General features: G+C 33.3%; 14 protein-coding genes and 1 other annotated feature. Of the genes, 7 read left to right on the top strand and 7 right to left on the bottom strand.

The window, feature by feature from the left end; genetic code table 11:
• From QZ357_RS00845 to QZ357_RS00835, 3 genes are all read right to left on the bottom strand, one after another.
• Positions 1-514, bottom strand: a 514-nt coding sequence (locus QZ357_RS00845) for an iron-containing alcohol dehydrogenase (protein WP_290770765.1), incomplete at its 3' end; no start/stop codon positions are given.
• Positions 515-530: 16 nt separating this feature from the next.
• Positions 531-1,262, bottom strand: a complete 732-nt coding sequence (locus QZ357_RS00840; RefSeq protein WP_290770763.1) for a GntR family transcriptional regulator — start codon at positions 1,260-1,262, stop codon at positions 531-533.
• A 166-nt stretch (positions 1,263-1,428) separates the two neighbouring features.
• Positions 1,429-1,650 (bottom strand): hypothetical protein, encoded by a 222-nt coding sequence (locus tag QZ357_RS00835; protein WP_290770761.1) that lies wholly within the window; start codon positions 1,648-1,650, stop codon positions 1,429-1,431.
• Positions 1,651-1,878: 228 nt separating this feature from the next.
• Positions 1,879-2,122, top strand: a binding site (T-box leader).
• 62 nt (positions 2,123-2,184) lie between these two features.
• On the opposite strand from QZ357_RS00835, the gene QZ357_RS00830 reads away from it, so the two are divergent.
• The 3 genes from QZ357_RS00830 (at position 2,185) to QZ357_RS00820 (ending at position 4,942) form a co-directional block, all read left to right on the top strand.
• Complete coding sequence (locus QZ357_RS00830) at positions 2,185-3,213, top strand: ABC transporter substrate-binding protein (RefSeq protein WP_290770759.1); 1,029 nt, start codon at positions 2,185-2,187, stop codon at positions 3,211-3,213.
• A 74-nt stretch (positions 3,214-3,287) separates the two neighbouring features.
• On the top strand, positions 3,288-4,166 hold the full coding sequence (locus tag QZ357_RS00825) for an ABC transporter permease (RefSeq protein WP_290770752.1): 879 nt from the start codon (positions 3,288-3,290) through the stop codon (positions 4,164-4,166).
• Complete coding sequence (locus QZ357_RS00820) at positions 4,163-4,942, top strand: ATP-binding cassette domain-containing protein (RefSeq protein WP_290770750.1); 780 nt, start codon at positions 4,163-4,165, stop codon at positions 4,940-4,942. Before QZ357_RS00825 ends, QZ357_RS00820 begins: the two co-directional genes overlap by 4 nt.
• A 61-nt stretch (positions 4,943-5,003) precedes the next feature.
• On the opposite strand, the gene QZ357_RS00815 is transcribed toward QZ357_RS00820, so the two are convergent.
• From QZ357_RS00815 to metG, 3 genes are read right to left on the bottom strand one after another with little or no spacing between them, the layout of a single operon-like run.
• Positions 5,004-5,849 (bottom strand): tetrahydrofolate dehydrogenase/cyclohydrolase catalytic domain-containing protein, encoded by an 846-nt coding sequence (locus tag QZ357_RS00815; RefSeq protein ID WP_290770748.1) that lies wholly within the window; start codon positions 5,847-5,849, stop codon positions 5,004-5,006.
• A gap of 4 nt (positions 5,850-5,853) precedes the next feature.
• Positions 5,854-6,492: a cyclodeaminase/cyclohydrolase family protein gene (locus QZ357_RS00810; protein ID WP_290770746.1), complete on the bottom strand. Its 639-nt coding sequence runs from the start codon at positions 6,490-6,492 to the stop codon at positions 5,854-5,856.
• Between the two features lie 3 nt (positions 6,493-6,495).
• Positions 6,496-8,478 carry a methionine--tRNA ligase gene (gene metG, locus QZ357_RS00805; RefSeq protein ID WP_290770767.1) on the bottom strand — a complete coding sequence of 661 codons (1,983 nt, stop codon included), beginning with the start codon at positions 8,476-8,478 and terminating at the stop codon, positions 6,496-6,498.
• Positions 8,479-8,945: 467 nt separating this feature from the next.
• Between metG and QZ357_RS00800 the strand changes: the two genes are divergently transcribed.
• The 4 genes from QZ357_RS00800 (at position 8,946) to glpK (ending at position 15,262) form a co-directional block, all read left to right on the top strand.
• Entirely contained in the window at positions 8,946-11,105 is a 2,160-nt protein-coding gene (locus QZ357_RS00800) for a bifunctional (p)ppGpp synthetase/guanosine-3',5'-bis(diphosphate) 3'-pyrophosphohydrolase (protein WP_290770744.1), read from the top strand.
• A 27-nt stretch (positions 11,106-11,132) separates the two neighbouring features.
• Entirely contained in the window at positions 11,133-11,843 is a 711-nt protein-coding gene (gene deoD / locus QZ357_RS00795) for a purine-nucleoside phosphorylase (protein ID WP_290770742.1), read from the top strand.
• 338 nt (positions 11,844-12,181) lie between these two features.
• The gene (locus QZ357_RS00790) at positions 12,182-13,660 is read left to right on the top strand and encodes a hypothetical protein (protein WP_290770740.1); all 1,479 of its coding nucleotides are present in this window, start codon (positions 12,182-12,184) and stop codon (positions 13,658-13,660) included.
• Positions 13,661-13,777: 117 nt separating this feature from the next.
• Entirely contained in the window at positions 13,778-15,262 is a 1,485-nt protein-coding gene (gene glpK / locus QZ357_RS00785) for a glycerol kinase GlpK (protein ID WP_290770739.1), read from the top strand.
• A 273-nt stretch (positions 15,263-15,535) separates the two neighbouring features.
• Here the strand turns inward: glpK and QZ357_RS00780 are convergent, their stop codons facing one another.
• Positions 15,536-16,879 carry a butyryl-CoA:acetate CoA-transferase gene (locus QZ357_RS00780; protein ID WP_290770738.1) on the bottom strand — a complete coding sequence of 448 codons (1,344 nt, stop codon included), beginning with the start codon at positions 16,877-16,879 and terminating at the stop codon, positions 15,536-15,538.
• Positions 16,880-16,967: the final 88 nt, after the last annotated feature.

The following is a 16,967-nucleotide window of genomic DNA, read 5'->3' as shown; positions in this document are numbered from 1 at the left end:
CGTATGGCAGTGTTGCGTTAAAAGAAATTTTCATTCCTGAGCAAATAAGAGGAGCTCCGTTTGACGCATAACCGTCCATTGAGGGGGCGGTGCATACTATTATGTATGGGATACCGGTTTTTACTGAAAGGTATTTGCCTAAATCGTTTATTGTTCCGCTTCCGATAGCTATTATAAGACCCGTATTATTTTCCATTTCCATAAAAAGTCTTCCGAGAACTTTTTCATTTGGGATTAATATGTCCTCTCTTGTTTCAATTACAAAGTTTTTATAATTATAATTGTTTTTTTCAAGTTCATTTAAAGTTTCTTTTCCTGCTGCTTTAAAAGTATTAGTATCACTGAATACAAAAATCTTGTTATCTTTAAAAGGTGATATTATTCTGTCAAGTTCTTCTATTGCATTTTCTTTTATACATATATCGTGTATGTTTAATGTATGGTGTTTCCCACAGTTACAATCAAAAGATAAGTTTGACATTTTATTTATGTCGGTGTTTAGAATATCAATCATTTGTTATAAACTCCTTTTAATAAATATTATTTTTATGAAATACTTTCATTTCATATTTTGTTCTGTATGCATTTGACTTTGCTTCCACATATTCTATCAGTTCTTTGTCTTTAGTATATGTTGTTGATTTTAATATGCTTATCGGAGAATTTTCTTTTATGTTTAAATGCATTGCTTCGTATTTGTTTGCAGGGGCAATTATAAGTTCTTGATTTCCTGAAAAGGGTGTGATACCTTTTTTTGAAAGTACATCGTAAAGAGAGCAGTCGCTAAAGTCTTTCGATATTAAATAATCAACGAATTTTAAAGGTAAATAAGAATTGGTAAGGGCAAAAATATTTCCGTCCAAGTATCTTAATCTTTCAAGTCTGAATATGTAGTCTCCACTTTTTATTTTTAGTTTTTTTGCTATGTATTCATCGGCTCTTTCTGTGTTTTGAAAAAGAACTTTGCTTTTTGTTTTTCGTCCTTGAAGTTTTACGTCGTTATAAAAACCTATTACCGAAGAAATCTGATGGTCTGTATATGGACTGTTTCCCAGAAAAAAAGTTCCTTTTCTGGGTTTTTTTATTATCAGATTTTCTTCCTCCAGTAATTTAAGGGCTGACTTTATTGTTGGTCTGCTTACTTTGTATTTTTCGCATAATTCTCTTTCTGAAGGAAAGGTGTCATAATAATTTAAATTACTGTAGTCCTTTATTAATTTTTCTTTTATTTTTTTGTATAAGATGTTATTTTGATTATCCATTTATTTCTCCAATAAGTATATCCACTGGATACATTATAATTTACTTGTATTATAGTATATGTTTTACGTTTAGTCAATATGTATTTATAATTAAATATATCCACTGGATGTATAAAATAAATCGAATAAATATTTTATGTTTTGGCGAAATAAAAAAGCCTTTAGTTTAAAGGCTTTTATTCGTTTTTTCATATATATATTTGTATCTTTTGCATAATTTACTTTCTAAAAATTTATTTTCAAATTCTTCGACATCTTTGCAATTCTCACCTAAATGTTCTATTTTTTTAAATAAAACATCTGTTATTTTTCTTACCTTTCCGTTTTTACAATGGTTAAATATTAAATTTTTTCTGGCATCTATTGTTGCCTTTATGTATATATCCATTATATCACTCCTTTAATATTTCTGTTATTATGATATCATTTAAATTTGTCATTTCTTTGTAATTTAGCTGATAATTATTAATTTATACGGTGAGAGTCATTAATATTTATGTTTTTTATTTTGATGTAATAAGAGTATTCTATAAATATTATTTGTTTATCGTCTAAATTTTCAAAAAACTATTGACAATTATAAATAATTGGAGTATTATCATAGCAACATTAATATAGAAAACCGTAGAGAAAGAGTAGTAGGCAAGATACGAATGATTTAAAGAGAGCCATAGATGGTGAGATTATGGCATGATTTCCTTGTTGAATGGACTTTTGAGGGTGACTTTGAAAATTTTAGTAGGGGTCATCGGGCACCCGACCCGTTATCATACAGGGCGTATATGATGGTATACGTATAAGAGTGGACATGAATTTTTTATGTCAAATTGAGTGGCACCGCGGATAATTTCGCCTCAAGCAATTATGCTTGGGGCTTTTTCTATATTAAAAATAAAAATTTTTAATAAAGCGAGGAAAAAAAATGAAAATGAAAAAAGTGGCAATTATTGGTTTAAGTGTGATGTTGGCAGCAGGACTTTTAGTCGGATGCGGAAACAAAGACAGTAATTCGGCAGGTAAGGACAGTTATGAAATTGGTATATTGCAGTTTGCAAATCACGGTTCATTGGATAATTGCAGAGAAGGGCTGCTTCAAGGATTAAAAGAAGAAGGAATAGAAGAAGGTAAAAATTTAAAGGTTACTTATAAGAATTCAGGATCGGATACAGCAACGGACAACCAGATAGCTTCAAGTTTTGCATCTAAAGATTTGGATATGGTATGTGCCATTGCAACACCGAGTGCGCAAAGTTCGTATAATGCAGTTAAAGATAAAAACATACCCGTTATTTATACTGCGGTAACATCTCCTAAATTAGCGGGATTGGTTGATGAAAACAACAAAAATATAGGACAAATTTCAGGTACATCAGATTTGATTTTGGCAGACGAACAGTTGAAGTTAATTAAAGATATTTTACCTAAAGCAAAAAAGGTAGGTATTTTGTACAGTACAAGTGAAGTTAATTCTCAGTCGGGAATAGAGGCTTATGAAAAAGCTGCAAAAAAACACGGGGTTGAAATAATAACCCAAGGTATAAGCAGTTCTGCCGATATACCTATGGCTACGGACAGTTTGATAAAAAAAGTGGATTGTATCACGAATTTAACGGATAATACAGTGGTAAGTAATCTTCCTACAATTTTGGAAAAAGCAAAGAATGCAGGTATACCTGTTTTTGGTTCTGAGGTAGAACAAGTTAGAAACGGATGTATAGGATGTGTAGGTATAGATTATATAAAACTCGGAAAGCAAACCGGTAAGATGGCTGCAAAAGTATTAAAAGGCGAAGCTGAAGCCAAGGATATGGAGTTTGAAATATTTAAAGACGGAGAAGTGGTTTTAAACAGTAAAGTTGCAGAGGATTTAGGTATTAAATTAAGCAAAGATTTAACCGAACAGGCATCTCAAACTTTTGATAAAATCGAAAATACGGCTGCTGAAAAATAAATTAATTTTCTTAGTCGGATATGATAAAGTTAATTTTAGTTTGATGCTTTGTTTAAGCTAAAAGGAGATATAAAGTGGATTTGTTAATTAGTATATTTGAACAAGGATTTATATATGCCATTATGGCTATAGGTGTATATATTACATATAAAATATTGGACTTCCCCGATTTGTCTGTTGACGGTACGTTTCCTTTGGGGGCTGCGGTAACTGCGATGCTTATAGTTTCCGGTGTGAATCCGTTTTTAACTTTGATTGTTTCTACACTTGTCGGTGCTTTTGCCGGAGTTTTGACGGGAATTATTCATGTTAAATTTAAAGTAAGAGATTTACTGTCAGGTATTATAATGATGACCGCATTATATACGGTAAATTTAAGAATTGCCGGAGGCGTTGCAAATGTTCCGATTTTTAATTATAAAACAATATTTGACAATGATTTTATAAACGGGTTGTTTCCGGGATTTTTATCGGAATATAAAACTATTATTATTATATTTGTAGTGTTGATTGTTGCCAAGCTTTTGTTGGATTTGTATTTAAAAACGAAGTCAGGATATCTTCTTAGAGCGGTAGGTGATAATGAAAAAATTGTTACTTCTCTTGCGAAAGACAGCGGAATAACAAAAATAATAGGTTTGGCTTTGGCAAATGGGCTTGTTGCGTTGGCGGGAAGTGTTATGTGTCAACAACAGAGATTCTTTGAAATTACTATGGGTACCGGTACTATCGTAATAGGGCTTGCCAGTGTAATTATCGGTATGAACATATTTAAAACAAATAAATTAAAGGCTACTACTGCTGTTGTCTTTGGGTCTGTAATTTACAAAGCCTGTGTTGCAATAGCAATAGAATTCGGACTTGACGCAAATGATTTAAAATTAGTTACGGCGTTGTTGTTCTTTGTAATTTTGGTAATCAGTATGGACCGCAAAAAGAAGGTGAAGGCATGATAAAACTTGAAAATATAGATAAATATTATAATATAGGTACCGTAAATGAAGTTTGTTTATTTAACAATTTTAATTTAAATATAAATGATAAAGATTTTATTTCGGTTATAGGAAGTAACGGTTCGGGTAAAACATCTATGCTTAATTTGATTTGCGGAAGTTTGACTCCCGAAAAAGGGAAGATTATTTTAAATGGTGAAGATATAACCTCTCAAAAGGAATATGTAAGAAGCAGAAAAATAGGAAGAGTATATCAAGATCCTTCCATGGGTACTTGTCCCAGTATGACAATATTGGAAAATATGTCATTGGCGGACAATAAGGGGAAACCTTATGGGCTATCCTTTGGTACGAATAAAAAGAGAATAGCATATTATAAAGAATTGCTATCCAAGTTAAACTTGGGACTTGAAGATATGCTTGAGAGTAAAGTCGGAGCTTTGTCGGGAGGACAAAGACAGGCTATGGCTTTGCTTATGACAACTATGGCTGATATTGAATTTTTAATATTGGATGAGCATACTGCGGCTCTTGATCCCAAAACGGCACAGCTTATTATGGAACTTACAGATGAAATTGTAAGAGAGAAAAACATAACCACGATTATGGTTACGCACAATTTGCGTTTTGCGGTTGAATACGGCAATAGGATTATTATGATGCATAAAGGGAATGTGCTTGTGGATAAAGCCGGAGAAGATAAGGATAATATCGTTGTTGACGACTTGCTGGATAAGTTTAATGAAATAAGCATAGAAAGCGGTAATTCTCTTTAAAGTGAACATTATGTATAAAAAAAGCGATATTAAATATCGCTTTTTTATTTTTGTTTATTTTTTAATGTGTATTTTTACAGGATTTTAAAACATTTTTTATAAGGCATGCTGTTGTGACTCCTCCGACACCTCCCGGAACGGGGGTAATCATTTCGGTAACTTCCAATGCACTGTCGATACTAACATCTCCTGTCATTTTTCCATCAATAAAATTTATTCCTACATCTATAACTGTTGCACCTTCTTTTATATAATTTTTATCAATCATATTTCCACGTCCTATTGCAACAATCAGTATATCTGCTTTTTTGCAAATTTTTTGAAGATTATCCGTTTTAGAGTGACATATTGTTACCGTAGCGTGTCGGTCAAGAAGCATCATACTTAAAGGCTTTCCAACAACCAAACTTCTTCCTACTATAACAACATTTTTTCCTGTAAGTTCTATCTTATAGTAGTCAAGCATTTCCATTACTCCAAGAGGTGTACAAGGATAGAATCCGCTTTCGTCAGAAATAAATACTTTTGCTAAATTTAAAGGTGAAAAACAATCTATATCTTTTTTAGGGTCGATTATATATTTTATCTTATCTTCATTTATATGAGATGGAAGGGGGCGAAAAATTAAAATTGAGTTTACGTTTTCGTCTTTATTTAATTCTTGTAATTTTTCTGTAAAACTGTCTTTGCTCACGTTTTGATCTAAGATAATTGATTTTACCGATATACCGGCTTTATCCATAAGTTTTATTATATTTTTTTCATATGAAATATCACTTTTATTGTTTCCTACTCTCATTACTGCCAGAGTCGGTATTATTCCTTTTTGCTTTATATTTTCACATTCGATTTTGCAATCTGAAATTATTTTTTCCGTAACATTTTTCCCGAGTAATTTTGCTTTCATTGATTTATTCCTCTATATTTAATTGTTTAAGTACTCTATCGTATATTTTATCACACAGCTTAATACCTTTATGCACTTTTGTTTTGTATTTATTTAAGTTTTCTTCTATGAATTTCTTATCTTTTACAGTACCCATATTAATCATCATATTTAAGTATCCGCTTTTTAGTGCGCAGCGCAAACATTCTGTTCCAACTCCTACATCGCTTATTAGTAGGGCGGATCCTTTTTGAATGAGTTCTTCATGTAAAAGCAATGCATCATAAGCAATGTCTATTACTTCCATTGGAGCTTTTGTTGCTGTTATTGAGCATTTTGAAATTTCTTCCTCTTTGAACTTTTTTTCTTTTTCTGTTTGGGCTTTTAAGGAATATGCTTTTGATAAAGGTATAAAGTTTTCTTCGTCTTCATCAATAAGTTCAAGGAATCTGTTTTGAAGTTGTTTTGCTTTTTTTAATATATTTTGAATATCATTTTCATATTGAGCGTATTTTTTTTTGCCCGTGGTAAAATTTGCTACCATTCCACTCAGTGCTGCTCCCAATGCACCCGATAAAGAACAGACCCCGCCTCCGCCTGGAGCAGGGTCTTTATCAAATGTTCTGTCAGTAAATTCTTTTAAAGATATATCTTTGTAAGCCATAGTTTACCTAACCTTTAATCCGCTTTCGATGTTTTCTTTCGGAGAAATGAAAGTGAGTTTTCCGTCTTTGTCTTCAGCCATTAAAATCATCCCTTCAGAAAGTTCTCCTCTTAGTTTTGCAGGTTTTAAATTTGTTACTACGACTACATTTTGATCTTTTAACTCTTCTGGCTTGAAATACTTGGCTATTCCTGAAACGATTTGTCTTTTTTCTTCTCCAACCATTACTTCGAGTATCAGTAGTTTTTCTGCATTTGGGTGTTTTTTTGCATTTACGATTTTACCTGTTCTCAAATCCATTTTTGCAAAATCTTCGATACTTATTTGTTGTTGTTCACTTTTATTTTTAGCTTGTTTGCTTTCGCTTTTTTTATTATTTTTGTTTTCTTTGTTTATTTTGCTTAATATTTCTTTTGGATCTAATCTGTTAAATAATACAAAAGATTCATTTAAAACAATATTTTCTTCAAGTCCGCCAAAATGCAATATACTTTCGTATGAAGAATTTTTGGTGTTTAACATTTTGATGATGTTTTCTCCTGTTTCCGGTAAGAAAGGAGTAATCAAAACACCTATGACTCTTATTGATTCTAGCAAATTATACAAAACGGTTCTCAATCTGTCACTTTGGGATTCATCTTTTGCAAGTACCCAAGGCATTGTTTCATCAATATATTTATTGCTTCTTCTTGCGAGAGAAATAATCAAATTGATGGCATCTGCAACTTTTAACTCGTTCATCTTTTCTTCAACCAGTTTAGGAGTATCTTCTATTGTTTTGATTAATTCTTTGTCTATATCTTCTGTTACTTTAGGATTTGATACTTTGCTGTCGAAGTATTTTTTGCTCATGGCAATTGTTCTGTTTACAAGATTTCCAAGTATATTTACAAGTTCACCGTTTATTCTGTCTATCAATTGTTCATAAGTTAATGTTCCGTCTTGAGCGAAAGGCATCTCTCTTAAAAGGTAATATCTTACACTGTCTACTCCGAATAAATCAACCAAGTCGTCTGCGTATATAACATTCCCTTTTGATTTACTCATTTTTCCTTCTCCAAGAAGCAGCCATGGATGTCCGAATATTTGCTTTGGAAGAGGGATATCAAGTGCCATCAACATTATAGGCCAGTATAGGGTATGGAATCTTAAGATATCTTTACCTATAAGGTGTACATCTGCAGGCCAATATTTTAAATAAGGGGCTTCATGTTTACCTTCGATATCATATCCGAGGAATGTAATATAGTTTGAAAGAGCGTCAATCCATACGTATACAACATGTCCAGGGTCAAAATCTACGGGGATTCCCCATTTGAAACTTGTTCTTGAAACGCATAAATCCTTAAGTCCCGGTTTTAAAAAGTTATTTACCATTTCGTTTTTTCTTGATTCCGGTTGAATAAATTCCGGGTGAGAATCTATATATTCCATTAATCTATCGGCGTATTTACTTAATTTAAAGAAATATGCTTCTTCTTTTTCGTAAGTAACTTCTCTTCCGCAGTCCGGGCATTTACCGTCAATCAATTGACTTTCCGTGAAGAATGATTCGCATGGTTCGCAGTACATTCCTTCGTACTCGCTTTTATATATATCGCCCTGTTTATATAATTTTTTAAAGATTTGCTGAACCTTTTTTTCATGGTAAGGGTCGGTCGTTCTTACAAATTTATCATAGCTAGTATTCATAATATCCCAGATTCTGTGGATTTCGGTTGAAACGCCGTCAACAAATGCCTTTGGAGTTATTCCCGCTTCATTTGCTTTTGTTTCTATTTTTTGTCCGTGTTCGTCTGTTCCCGTTTGGAAATATACGTCATATCCGGTTAATCTTTTATATCTTGCTATACTGTCTGCCAAAACGATTTCGTAAGTATTACCTATATGAGGTTTGCCTGAAGTATAAGCAATTGCCGTTGAAATATAATATGGTTTTTTACTCATTAATCTTGTTCTCCTTAAATAAAAGCTATAATAATTTATATTATCAAATATACCCTTTAAAATCAATTATATTATCATTTTAATGGGAAAAATCATTGTAATTATCATAATATGTTAACTTTGTTTTATTTCCTAATCAAAAGAGGGGTTTTATATAATTTCTATATAATTAGTCCCTGTAAGATTTTATAAATTCCGGTTTGCCAAAATAGAAATATTTATATGATAATTCATTGAATTTAAGATTTTAAGTCAAAATAAAATTTATTTTAAGAAAGTCGGAAAATGTACGTTTATTTAAATATAAGATATAAATATTTGCATAATGCCTTTTTATAAAGTGTTTTATTTTAGTAAATATCATTCATAATATATTAATTTTATACATTGTTTTGGGGTATAATATTTAATCAATAAAGTTGAACAAATGTTATGTTTATGCTATTATAAAAGATAATAATTAAGTGCTTTTTACAGTGTTTATATAAATAAATGGGAGGGCTAATATGGAACTTCTAAAAAGATTGGAAACAAGAATTAAAGAGTATTCAAAAGATGCAAATTTTGAAATAATTGAGCGTGCTTATTTACTTGCCAAAGATGCCCATAAAAACCAAACCCGCTATTCCGGAGAACCGTATATTTCACATCCTCTTGAAGTAGCCTTTATTTTAGCGGATTTACACATGGATACGGATACGATTTGTGCTGCAATACTGCATGATGTTATCGAAGATACTTCTGCCAGTTATGAAATGATAAAAACAAATTTTAACGAAAATATTGCAAATCTCGTTGACGGAGTGACCAAAATAGGGAAACTTCAGTTCGTGACAAAGGAGCAGAGAGAGGCCGAAAATTTAAGAAAAATGGTAATAGCCATGGCGAATGATGTAAGGGTTGTTATCATAAAGCTTGCCGACAGACTGCATAATATGAGAACTTTATCTGCTATGAGACCGGATAAACAAAAGCAAAAGGCAAAAGAAACCCTTGATATTTATGCTCCTATTGCACATAGGCTTGGTATATCGAAAATAAAATGGGAGCTTGAAGATTTGGCTTTGTTGTATTTGGATCCAGAAGCCTATCATGATATAGCAAGAAAGGTTGCATTAAAAAGAGAAGAGAGAGAAGCTTTTATCGACAATGTTAAATATATACTCGGAAAAGTGCTTAAAGAATCGGGAATAAAAGCCAAAATAGAAGGGCGTCCGAAACATTTTTATTCTATATACAGAAAAATGAAAAAAGGAAAGGCCTTTGAAGAGATATATGATTTGTTTGCAATAAGGGTGTTGGTTGATTCCATAAAAGATTGTTACGGTGTACTCGGGATGGCACATACCCTTTGGAATCCGATGCCCGGAAGATTTAAAGATTATATAGCAATGCCTAAACCTAATATGTATCAGTCTCTTCATACAACGGTATTTACCAAGGGTTCAGAACCTTTTGAAATTCAAATAAGAACATATGAAATGCACAGAACCGCAGAGTATGGTATCGCGGCTCACTGGAAATACAAAGAAGGTACTTCAGGCAAAAAAGACGGAGATTTTGAAAAAAGGCTTATTTGGATAAGAGAACTTATGGAGATGGAAAATGAACTTGAAAATTCAGATGAATTTATGGAAGGAATAAAGTTCGATTTATTTACCGATGAAGTGTTTGTATTTACTCCGAATTCCAAAGTTATACAGCTTCCAAGCGGAGCATGTCCGATAGATTTTGCGTATAGGATACATTCCGATATCGGAAATCAGTGTGTCGGAGCCAAAGTAAACGGAAAGATGGTTCCTCTTACCTATAAACTTCAAAACGGAGATATAGTAAATATCATTACTTCTCCGAATTCAAAAGGTCCAAGCAGAGATTGGCTGAATATAGTTAAAAGTTCGCATGCGAAGACAAAAATCAAAACTTTCTTTAAAAAGGCTGACAGAGAAGAAAATATAATAAGAGGCAAAGAAGCCCTGGAAAAAGAAGTTAAGAAAGACGGCTATTCTTTAAATACAATCGTTACAAACGGGCATTTGGAATTTGTGAAGAAAAGATTTAACGTTAATACATGGGACGATCTATACTCTGCAATTGGTTACGGAGGTTTGAAAAGCGGCCTTGTATTTCAAAGGATAAAAGATAATTTTAAAGAAGAATTTAACGAAGAAGAAAAAGAAAAAGAGATAAAATTAGTTAAAAACAAAAAGAGCAAGAATGAAAATGCCATAAATGTTCAGGGGTATACCGATCTTGCCGTATTCTTTTCAAATTGTTGTAATCCTGTTCCCGGAGATAACATAGTAGGTTATATAACAAAAAACAGAGGGGTTTCAATACACAGAGCAGACTGCATAAATGTAGGTAATTCCATCAATCAGGAAAGGCTTATCAATGTATCCTGGAACAGAGATGTACTTAAAGAAAACAAAACCTTTGAAGCGGATATAAAAATAACAGCAAATGACAGGATAGGACTTTCTGCCGAGATTACTACCATAATAAGCAATGAAGGTTTCAATATGTCTAATTTTTCTGCAGCTTCCGATAATAAGTATGGTTCTGTTGTGAATATAAGTTTACATGTCCATAACACTATGGAGTTGGAAGATTTGTTCAGAAAATTAAAAAATGTACAGGGAATAAAAGAAGTATACAGAGTGTAAAATATTTATACGTAGGGAGGAATATAAATGGCAACACCTCATATAAACGCAAAAGAAGGGGATTTTCATAAAACGGTATTAATGCCGGGGGATCCTTTGAGGGCAAAATATATTGCCGAACATTTTTTGGAAGAAGCAAGAGAAGTAACCAATGTCAGAGGTATGTTAGGTTACAGCGGAAGTTATAAAGGAAAGAAAATATCAGTAATGGGTTCTGGGATGGGAATACCTTCGATTTCCATTTATTCTCATGAACTCTACAGCTTTTACGGCGTGGAAAATATTATAAGAATAGGAAGCTGCGGAGGATACAGCGAAGATGTTAAAGTAAATGATGTAATAATCGCACAAGGTGCAAGCACGAACTCAAACTTTGCTTCTCAGTTTCATTTGGATGGAACCTTTGCTCCAATCGCTGATTTTAAGCTGCTTATTAAAGCATACAATAAGGCCAATGAGTTAAATATTGATGTTAAGATAGGGAATATACTTTCAAGCGACAATTTTTATGCTCAAGGCAGTGAAGGCTGGAAGAGATGGAAAGAGCTTGGGATTTTGGGAGTGGAAATGGAAGCTGCAGGGCTATACAGTGTTGCGGCAAGTTTGAATAAAAAAGCTCTTGGTATGTTTACCGTAAGCGATCATTTTATTTATACGGATACGATACTTTCAAGCAAAGAAAGAGAAACAAAGCTTAACGACATGATAACGCTTGCGCTAGAAAGTTTTGCTGAATAGAAATATACTTTGTCATATATAAAAAGCATTATTTTATAATGCTTTTTTATTTTTGTTTTTTATTGGTTTAGTGTTTGCCGGGTGAAAATATCGATTTTTGTTATTTAAAACTTATATATATTCACTTTACAGATGAAAATTTTATAAAAGTTTCGTAAAAATGTCTACTTTTTGTGACATTAAAAAAAACAAGCAAAAGCAACTTTATACAAAAAAATAAGAACAAAATATGTATTTCCCGAGTATGAAGTAATTTTATAAAAATTATAAACTATATGTCACAAAAAGTAGCATTTTGTATTCGGGTATGTATATAAAATACAGTTTCGGAGGATATTATGAAAAAAATCAGCAAGAAAATTTTAATGAGCATTATGGTTTTATGTATGGTTTCATTTGCTTTTACTTCAAGTATTTTTGCTGCTGGCACAGAGGTTGCCGAAGTTGACGGTACAAAATACCAAACTCTACAGGAAGCAATCGACAATGCAGACGGTAAAACAGTTATGCTTTTGGATGATGTTACTGAGAGTGTAACAATAGAACAAGGCAAAAACATAACAATTGATTTAGGTAAATATACGCTTACGAATGAAGGCAGCAAGCATACCATAACCAACAACGGTAACCTCACAATAGAAGGAGAGGGTAAGGTTGATAATACCGTTCACGGTAAAGGTGCTCTTGTAAACAATAAAGGCGGAGAAGTTAATATTAACGGCGGAACATTTACTCGTTCAAATGAAAAGGGTGTACAAGGAAGTAACGGTGGAAATTCTTGGTATGTAATAGATAATCAAGGAACAATGACCATAAAAAATGCAACTGTTGAGAATACATCAGGTTTTAGTTCTTTAATACGTAATTTAGGCGCTACTTTGAATGTGGAAGACGGAAGTGTTTTAAGAAATACTTTTATAGCAGTTAAAAATGACGATAACGGAGTTCTTAATGTAAACGGAGGACTTATCGAAACCACGGGAGAAGGTGGCTCTGCAATTCAGAACTGGGGAAAAGCTGAAGTAAACGGCGGAACGTTAAAAGCTGTAGACGGCGCAGCGGCAATATTTGCACTTTCTTGGGATCCTCAGTACAGCGATTCTAAAATAGTCGTTAATGACGGAGTAAAAGTAGACGGAGATGTAATCGTACAAGTAGATACAGAAAATAAAGTAGAGGGAGTAAAAGGTCCTGAACTTGTTGTAAACGGCGGAGATATAAACGGAAATATTGCGGCAAAAGAAGAGGCAGTTGTATCATTAAAAGGCGGAAATGTTTCAGGTGAGATCACTAAGGTTTCTGGTGATGCCAAAGTTTCAATTTCAGGCGGTACTTATGCCAAAGAAATTAATCCTGAATATGTTGCGGATGATATGATAGCTATAGGTTATAAGAAATCAGGCGAAAGTAGTTCTACATATATGGTAGGAACAGTTGAGGAAATGAAAAATAAAATTGAATCGGCAAAAAAAGGCGATGAAATAGAAATTCTTAACGGTAGCCTTGACTTGAATGTAGAAAATGGTGGAGTAAGTATTGTTAACAAAGGTAACGGTGATGTAACCGTAAATGATGAAAAAGTTGACGATACAGGGATTGTTACCGAAAACAAAGATAATGACAAGGACGACAATAAAGGTGAAAATGACAGTACTGGTACAGGAACAGTAACGGAAAATAATAATGGTAGCAACAACGATAAAGGCGATGTTCAAAGTCCTGATACTTCAGATGACAATAATCTTACATTTTTTATAGGAAGTACTTTGGTTAGTTTAGTAGCTCTTTTGGCAGTGCTTAAAAAGAAATTTGCTTAAAATAAAAAAAACACCTAATAAGGTGTTTTTTTTATTTGATTTTTATGATTAAGTTATCATTGCTAAACGTATACATAACAAGTATAATATAAATATAAAGACTAAAGAGGTGCGTATATGAAAAAGTATATTTTAGCTATAGATCAAGGAACGACCAGTTGTAGAACGATTTTATTTGACAATGATGCGAATATTGTAAGTGTAGAGCAACGTGAGTTTAAACAGATATACCCAAAAGCCGGATATGTTGAGCACGATGCGATGGAAATATGGATGACCCAACTGTTTACTCTAAAGCAATGCGTGCAAAAGTCAGGTGTCAATATTAAGGATATAAAGGGGATAGGTATAACAAATCAGCGTGAAACGACTGTTATATGGGATAAAGACACTGGGTATCCAATATATAATGCAATTGTATGGCAGTGCAGACGTACGGCGGATATATGTGAAAATCTTTGTAAGGACGGATATGAAAATTATATACTGGATGCAACAGGGCTTAAAATAGATGCTTATTTTTCGGCAACAAAGATAAGATGGATACTTGACAATGTTGAAGGTGCAAGGGAAAAGGCAGAGAAAGGAAAGCTTCTTTTCGGTACGATAGATACCTGGTTGATATATAATTTGACAAAAGGCAAGTGTCATGTGACGGATTATACAAATGCTTCAAGAACCATGCTTTATAATATACATGATTTATGCTGGGATAAAGAGATATTAAAAGCTCTAAATATAAATGAAAATATGCTTCCAAAGGTAATAGACAGCAGTACAGTGGCAGGGTATACGGATAAAGAAATTTTAGGTATGGAAATACCGATATCCGGTATTGCCGGAGACCAGCAAGCGGCTTTGTTCGGTCAAGGATGTTATAATGTAGGAGAAGCAAAAAATACATACGGAACGGGATTGTTTCTTCTTATGAATACGGGAAAGGCTCCTATAAAATCAAAAAACGGACTTCTTACCACAATAGCATACGGTATAGACGGTAAAGTGACATATGCTCTTGAGGGAAGTGTATTTATAGGGGGAGCGGTTGTTCAGTGGCTCAGAGATGAAATGGGGATAATACAAACGGCTCAGGAAACCTACAATCTTGCCATGAGCGTTGAGGATACAAACGGAGTATATATTGTTCCTTCATTTACGGGACTTGGAGCTCCTTATTGGAATATGTATGCCAAAGGTATTATAACGGGAATCACGAGAGGTGCAAATAAGGCGCACTTGGTAAGGGCTGCTCTTGAAAGTATATGTTATCAAACGAAAGACTTGCTTGGGGCTATAGTTGAAGACAGCAATGTACCGTTAAAAGAGCTTATGGTAGACGGAGGTGCTTGTAAAAATGATTTTATTATGCAGTTTCAGGCAGATATGTTGAATTGTCCTATAAACAGACCGAAATGTACCGAATCCACAGCTTTGGGTGCTGCATTTCTTTCCGGACTGGCTACGGGAGTATGGGAAAGTACTGACGAGTTAAAAAAAGTAAGATGTACGGAAAAAGTTTTTACAAGTAAAATATCGGATGAAAAAAGAGATGAACTTTATAACGGTTGGATAAAATCCGTTAAAATGTGTTTGAGCGAATAATAATAAAAAGCGATAATTTTATCGCTTTTTATTTATGTAATTTTTTTTATAGTATATATGAAATTAATTTTGAAAATGTGAGCTTTTATTAATGATTATATATAGACTTCAAAATGAGTTTTATACATATAGATTATAAACAGTTTTGCTTACAAAACATAATTAATAAATACATATCATAAGTATAAAGTCGTTATAGTAAAAATAAAAAGAACCTATTTAGGTTCTTTTTATTTGTTATAAAAGAGTACTACTCTTTTTTTGATGCTTATTTTATTTGTTGCTTCTTCTCCAAATATTCATTTTTTCTGCTTCTTTTATAAGTTCATCTCTGAAATCAGGATGTGCAACGCTTATAAGGGCTTCTGCTTTTTGCCATGTTGAAAGTCCTTTTAGGTTTACTTTACCGTATTCCGTAACGACATAATGAGTGTTTGCTCTTGTGTCCGTAACGATAGAACCAGGATGAAGAGTTGGAAGTATACGAGATTTTAATTCACCTTGTTTGTTTTTGAATGTAGATGACAAGCAGATGAAGCTTTTACCGCCTTTTGATAGGTATGCTCCAAGTACAAAGTCAAGCTGTCCGCCGGCTCCGCTGATTTGTTTTATTCCTGATGATTCCGAACTTACCTGTCCGAATAAATCGATGTCAACGGCATTGTTGATAGATATAAAGTTGTCATGTGTTGAAATAACTCTTACATCATTTGTATAATCTACAGGTGCAGACATACATTCAGGATTGTTATCAAGATAATCGTATAATTTTTTTGTTCCTGCCGCAAATGCATAAGTTTGACGGAATCTGTTTATGTTTTTCTTTGCTCCGTTGATTTTTCCTGCGTTTGCTATGTCAACGAATCCGTCAACGAACATTTCAGTATGAACACCAAGGTCTTTTAAATCAGACTCTGCTATAAGAGAACCTACCGCGTTTGGCATTCCTCCGATACCAAGTTGGAGACACGCACCGTTAGGAATTTCTTCAACGATTAACTTTGCAACTGTTTTATCGACATCTGTTGCGGCTCCTCCGCCTCCCATTTCAGCCATAGGAGGATTTTCTCCTTCTATAATCATATCTACATTTGAAATATGGATAGAGTCTTCATATCCGCCAAGACATCTAGGAACATTTTCGTTTACTTCTACTATAACTTTCTTTGCAACTTCACAAGCTGCCATCAAGTGAGAAGCACTTGGTCCGAAGCTGAAGTATCCATGGTTATCCATAGAAGAAACCTGCATTACTATAACATCACCGGCAGGTGTGTTTCCGTCTCTGTAATATCTTGGAAGTTCTGAGTAACGTATAGGAGAATAATAAGCAAAACCTTTTGCTATCGCTTTTCTTTCTATTCCTCCCATATGCCATGAATTCCATGTAAAGTGTTCTTTTGCATTTTCAATCTTAAATATTTCAGGTTCCCACATTAGGATACCGCCTCTGATATTTAAGTCTTTTAATTCAGGCATTACTTTTGCCAATTCTCTGTCGAAAGCCACAGGGGTTGTAGCTGTCCAACCGTAGTCAATCCAGTCTCCTGATTTAACTGCTTTTACGGCTTCTTTTGCAGTTACTAACTTTTGTTTGTATTCTTGTTTCAAATCCATGTTAATATCCTTTCACCTTTTAATCATTAATATATTTATATTTTATCATTACTGAGTATTTTGGGTCAATAGCTTATATGTTATAAAT

The sequence above is a fragment of the Anaerofustis sp. genome, assembly GCF_019420015.1.
Classification (GTDB): Bacteria; Bacillota; Clostridia; order Eubacteriales; family Anaerofustaceae; genus Anaerofustis.
This window is presented reverse-complemented; position numbering and strand designations above follow the sequence as displayed.

What these genes read in the sequence shown, in the direction of transcription:
- glpK (WP_290770739.1), top strand. Translation starts at nt 13,778, where the DNA reads ATGAAAAAGTATATTTTAGCTATAGATCAAGGAACGACCAGTTGTAGA.
- QZ357_RS00835 (WP_290770761.1), bottom strand. Translation starts at nt 1,650, where the DNA reads ATGGATATATACATAAAGGCAACAATAGATGCCAGAAAAAATTTAATA.
- QZ357_RS00820 (WP_290770750.1), top strand. Translation starts at nt 4,163, where the DNA reads ATGATAAAACTTGAAAATATAGATAAATATTATAATATAGGTACCGTA.
- QZ357_RS00830 (WP_290770759.1), top strand. Translation starts at nt 2,185, where the DNA reads ATGAAAATGAAAAAAGTGGCAATTATTGGTTTAAGTGTGATGTTGGCA.
- QZ357_RS00790 (WP_290770740.1), top strand. Translation starts at nt 12,182, where the DNA reads ATGAAAAAAATCAGCAAGAAAATTTTAATGAGCATTATGGTTTTATGT.
- QZ357_RS00780 (WP_290770738.1), bottom strand. Translation starts at nt 16,879, where the DNA reads ATGGATTTGAAACAAGAATACAAACAAAAGTTAGTAACTGCAAAAGAA.
- QZ357_RS00815 (WP_290770748.1), bottom strand. Translation starts at nt 5,849, where the DNA reads ATGAAAGCAAAATTACTCGGGAAAAATGTTACGGAAAAAATAATTTCA.
- deoD (WP_290770742.1), top strand. Translation starts at nt 11,133, where the DNA reads ATGGCAACACCTCATATAAACGCAAAAGAAGGGGATTTTCATAAAACG.
- QZ357_RS00800 (WP_290770744.1), top strand. Translation starts at nt 8,946, where the DNA reads ATGGAACTTCTAAAAAGATTGGAAACAAGAATTAAAGAGTATTCAAAA.
- QZ357_RS00810 (WP_290770746.1), bottom strand. Translation starts at nt 6,492, where the DNA reads ATGGCTTACAAAGATATATCTTTAAAAGAATTTACTGACAGAACATTT.
- QZ357_RS00840 (WP_290770763.1), bottom strand. Translation starts at nt 1,262, where the DNA reads ATGGATAATCAAAATAACATCTTATACAAAAAAATAAAAGAAAAATTA.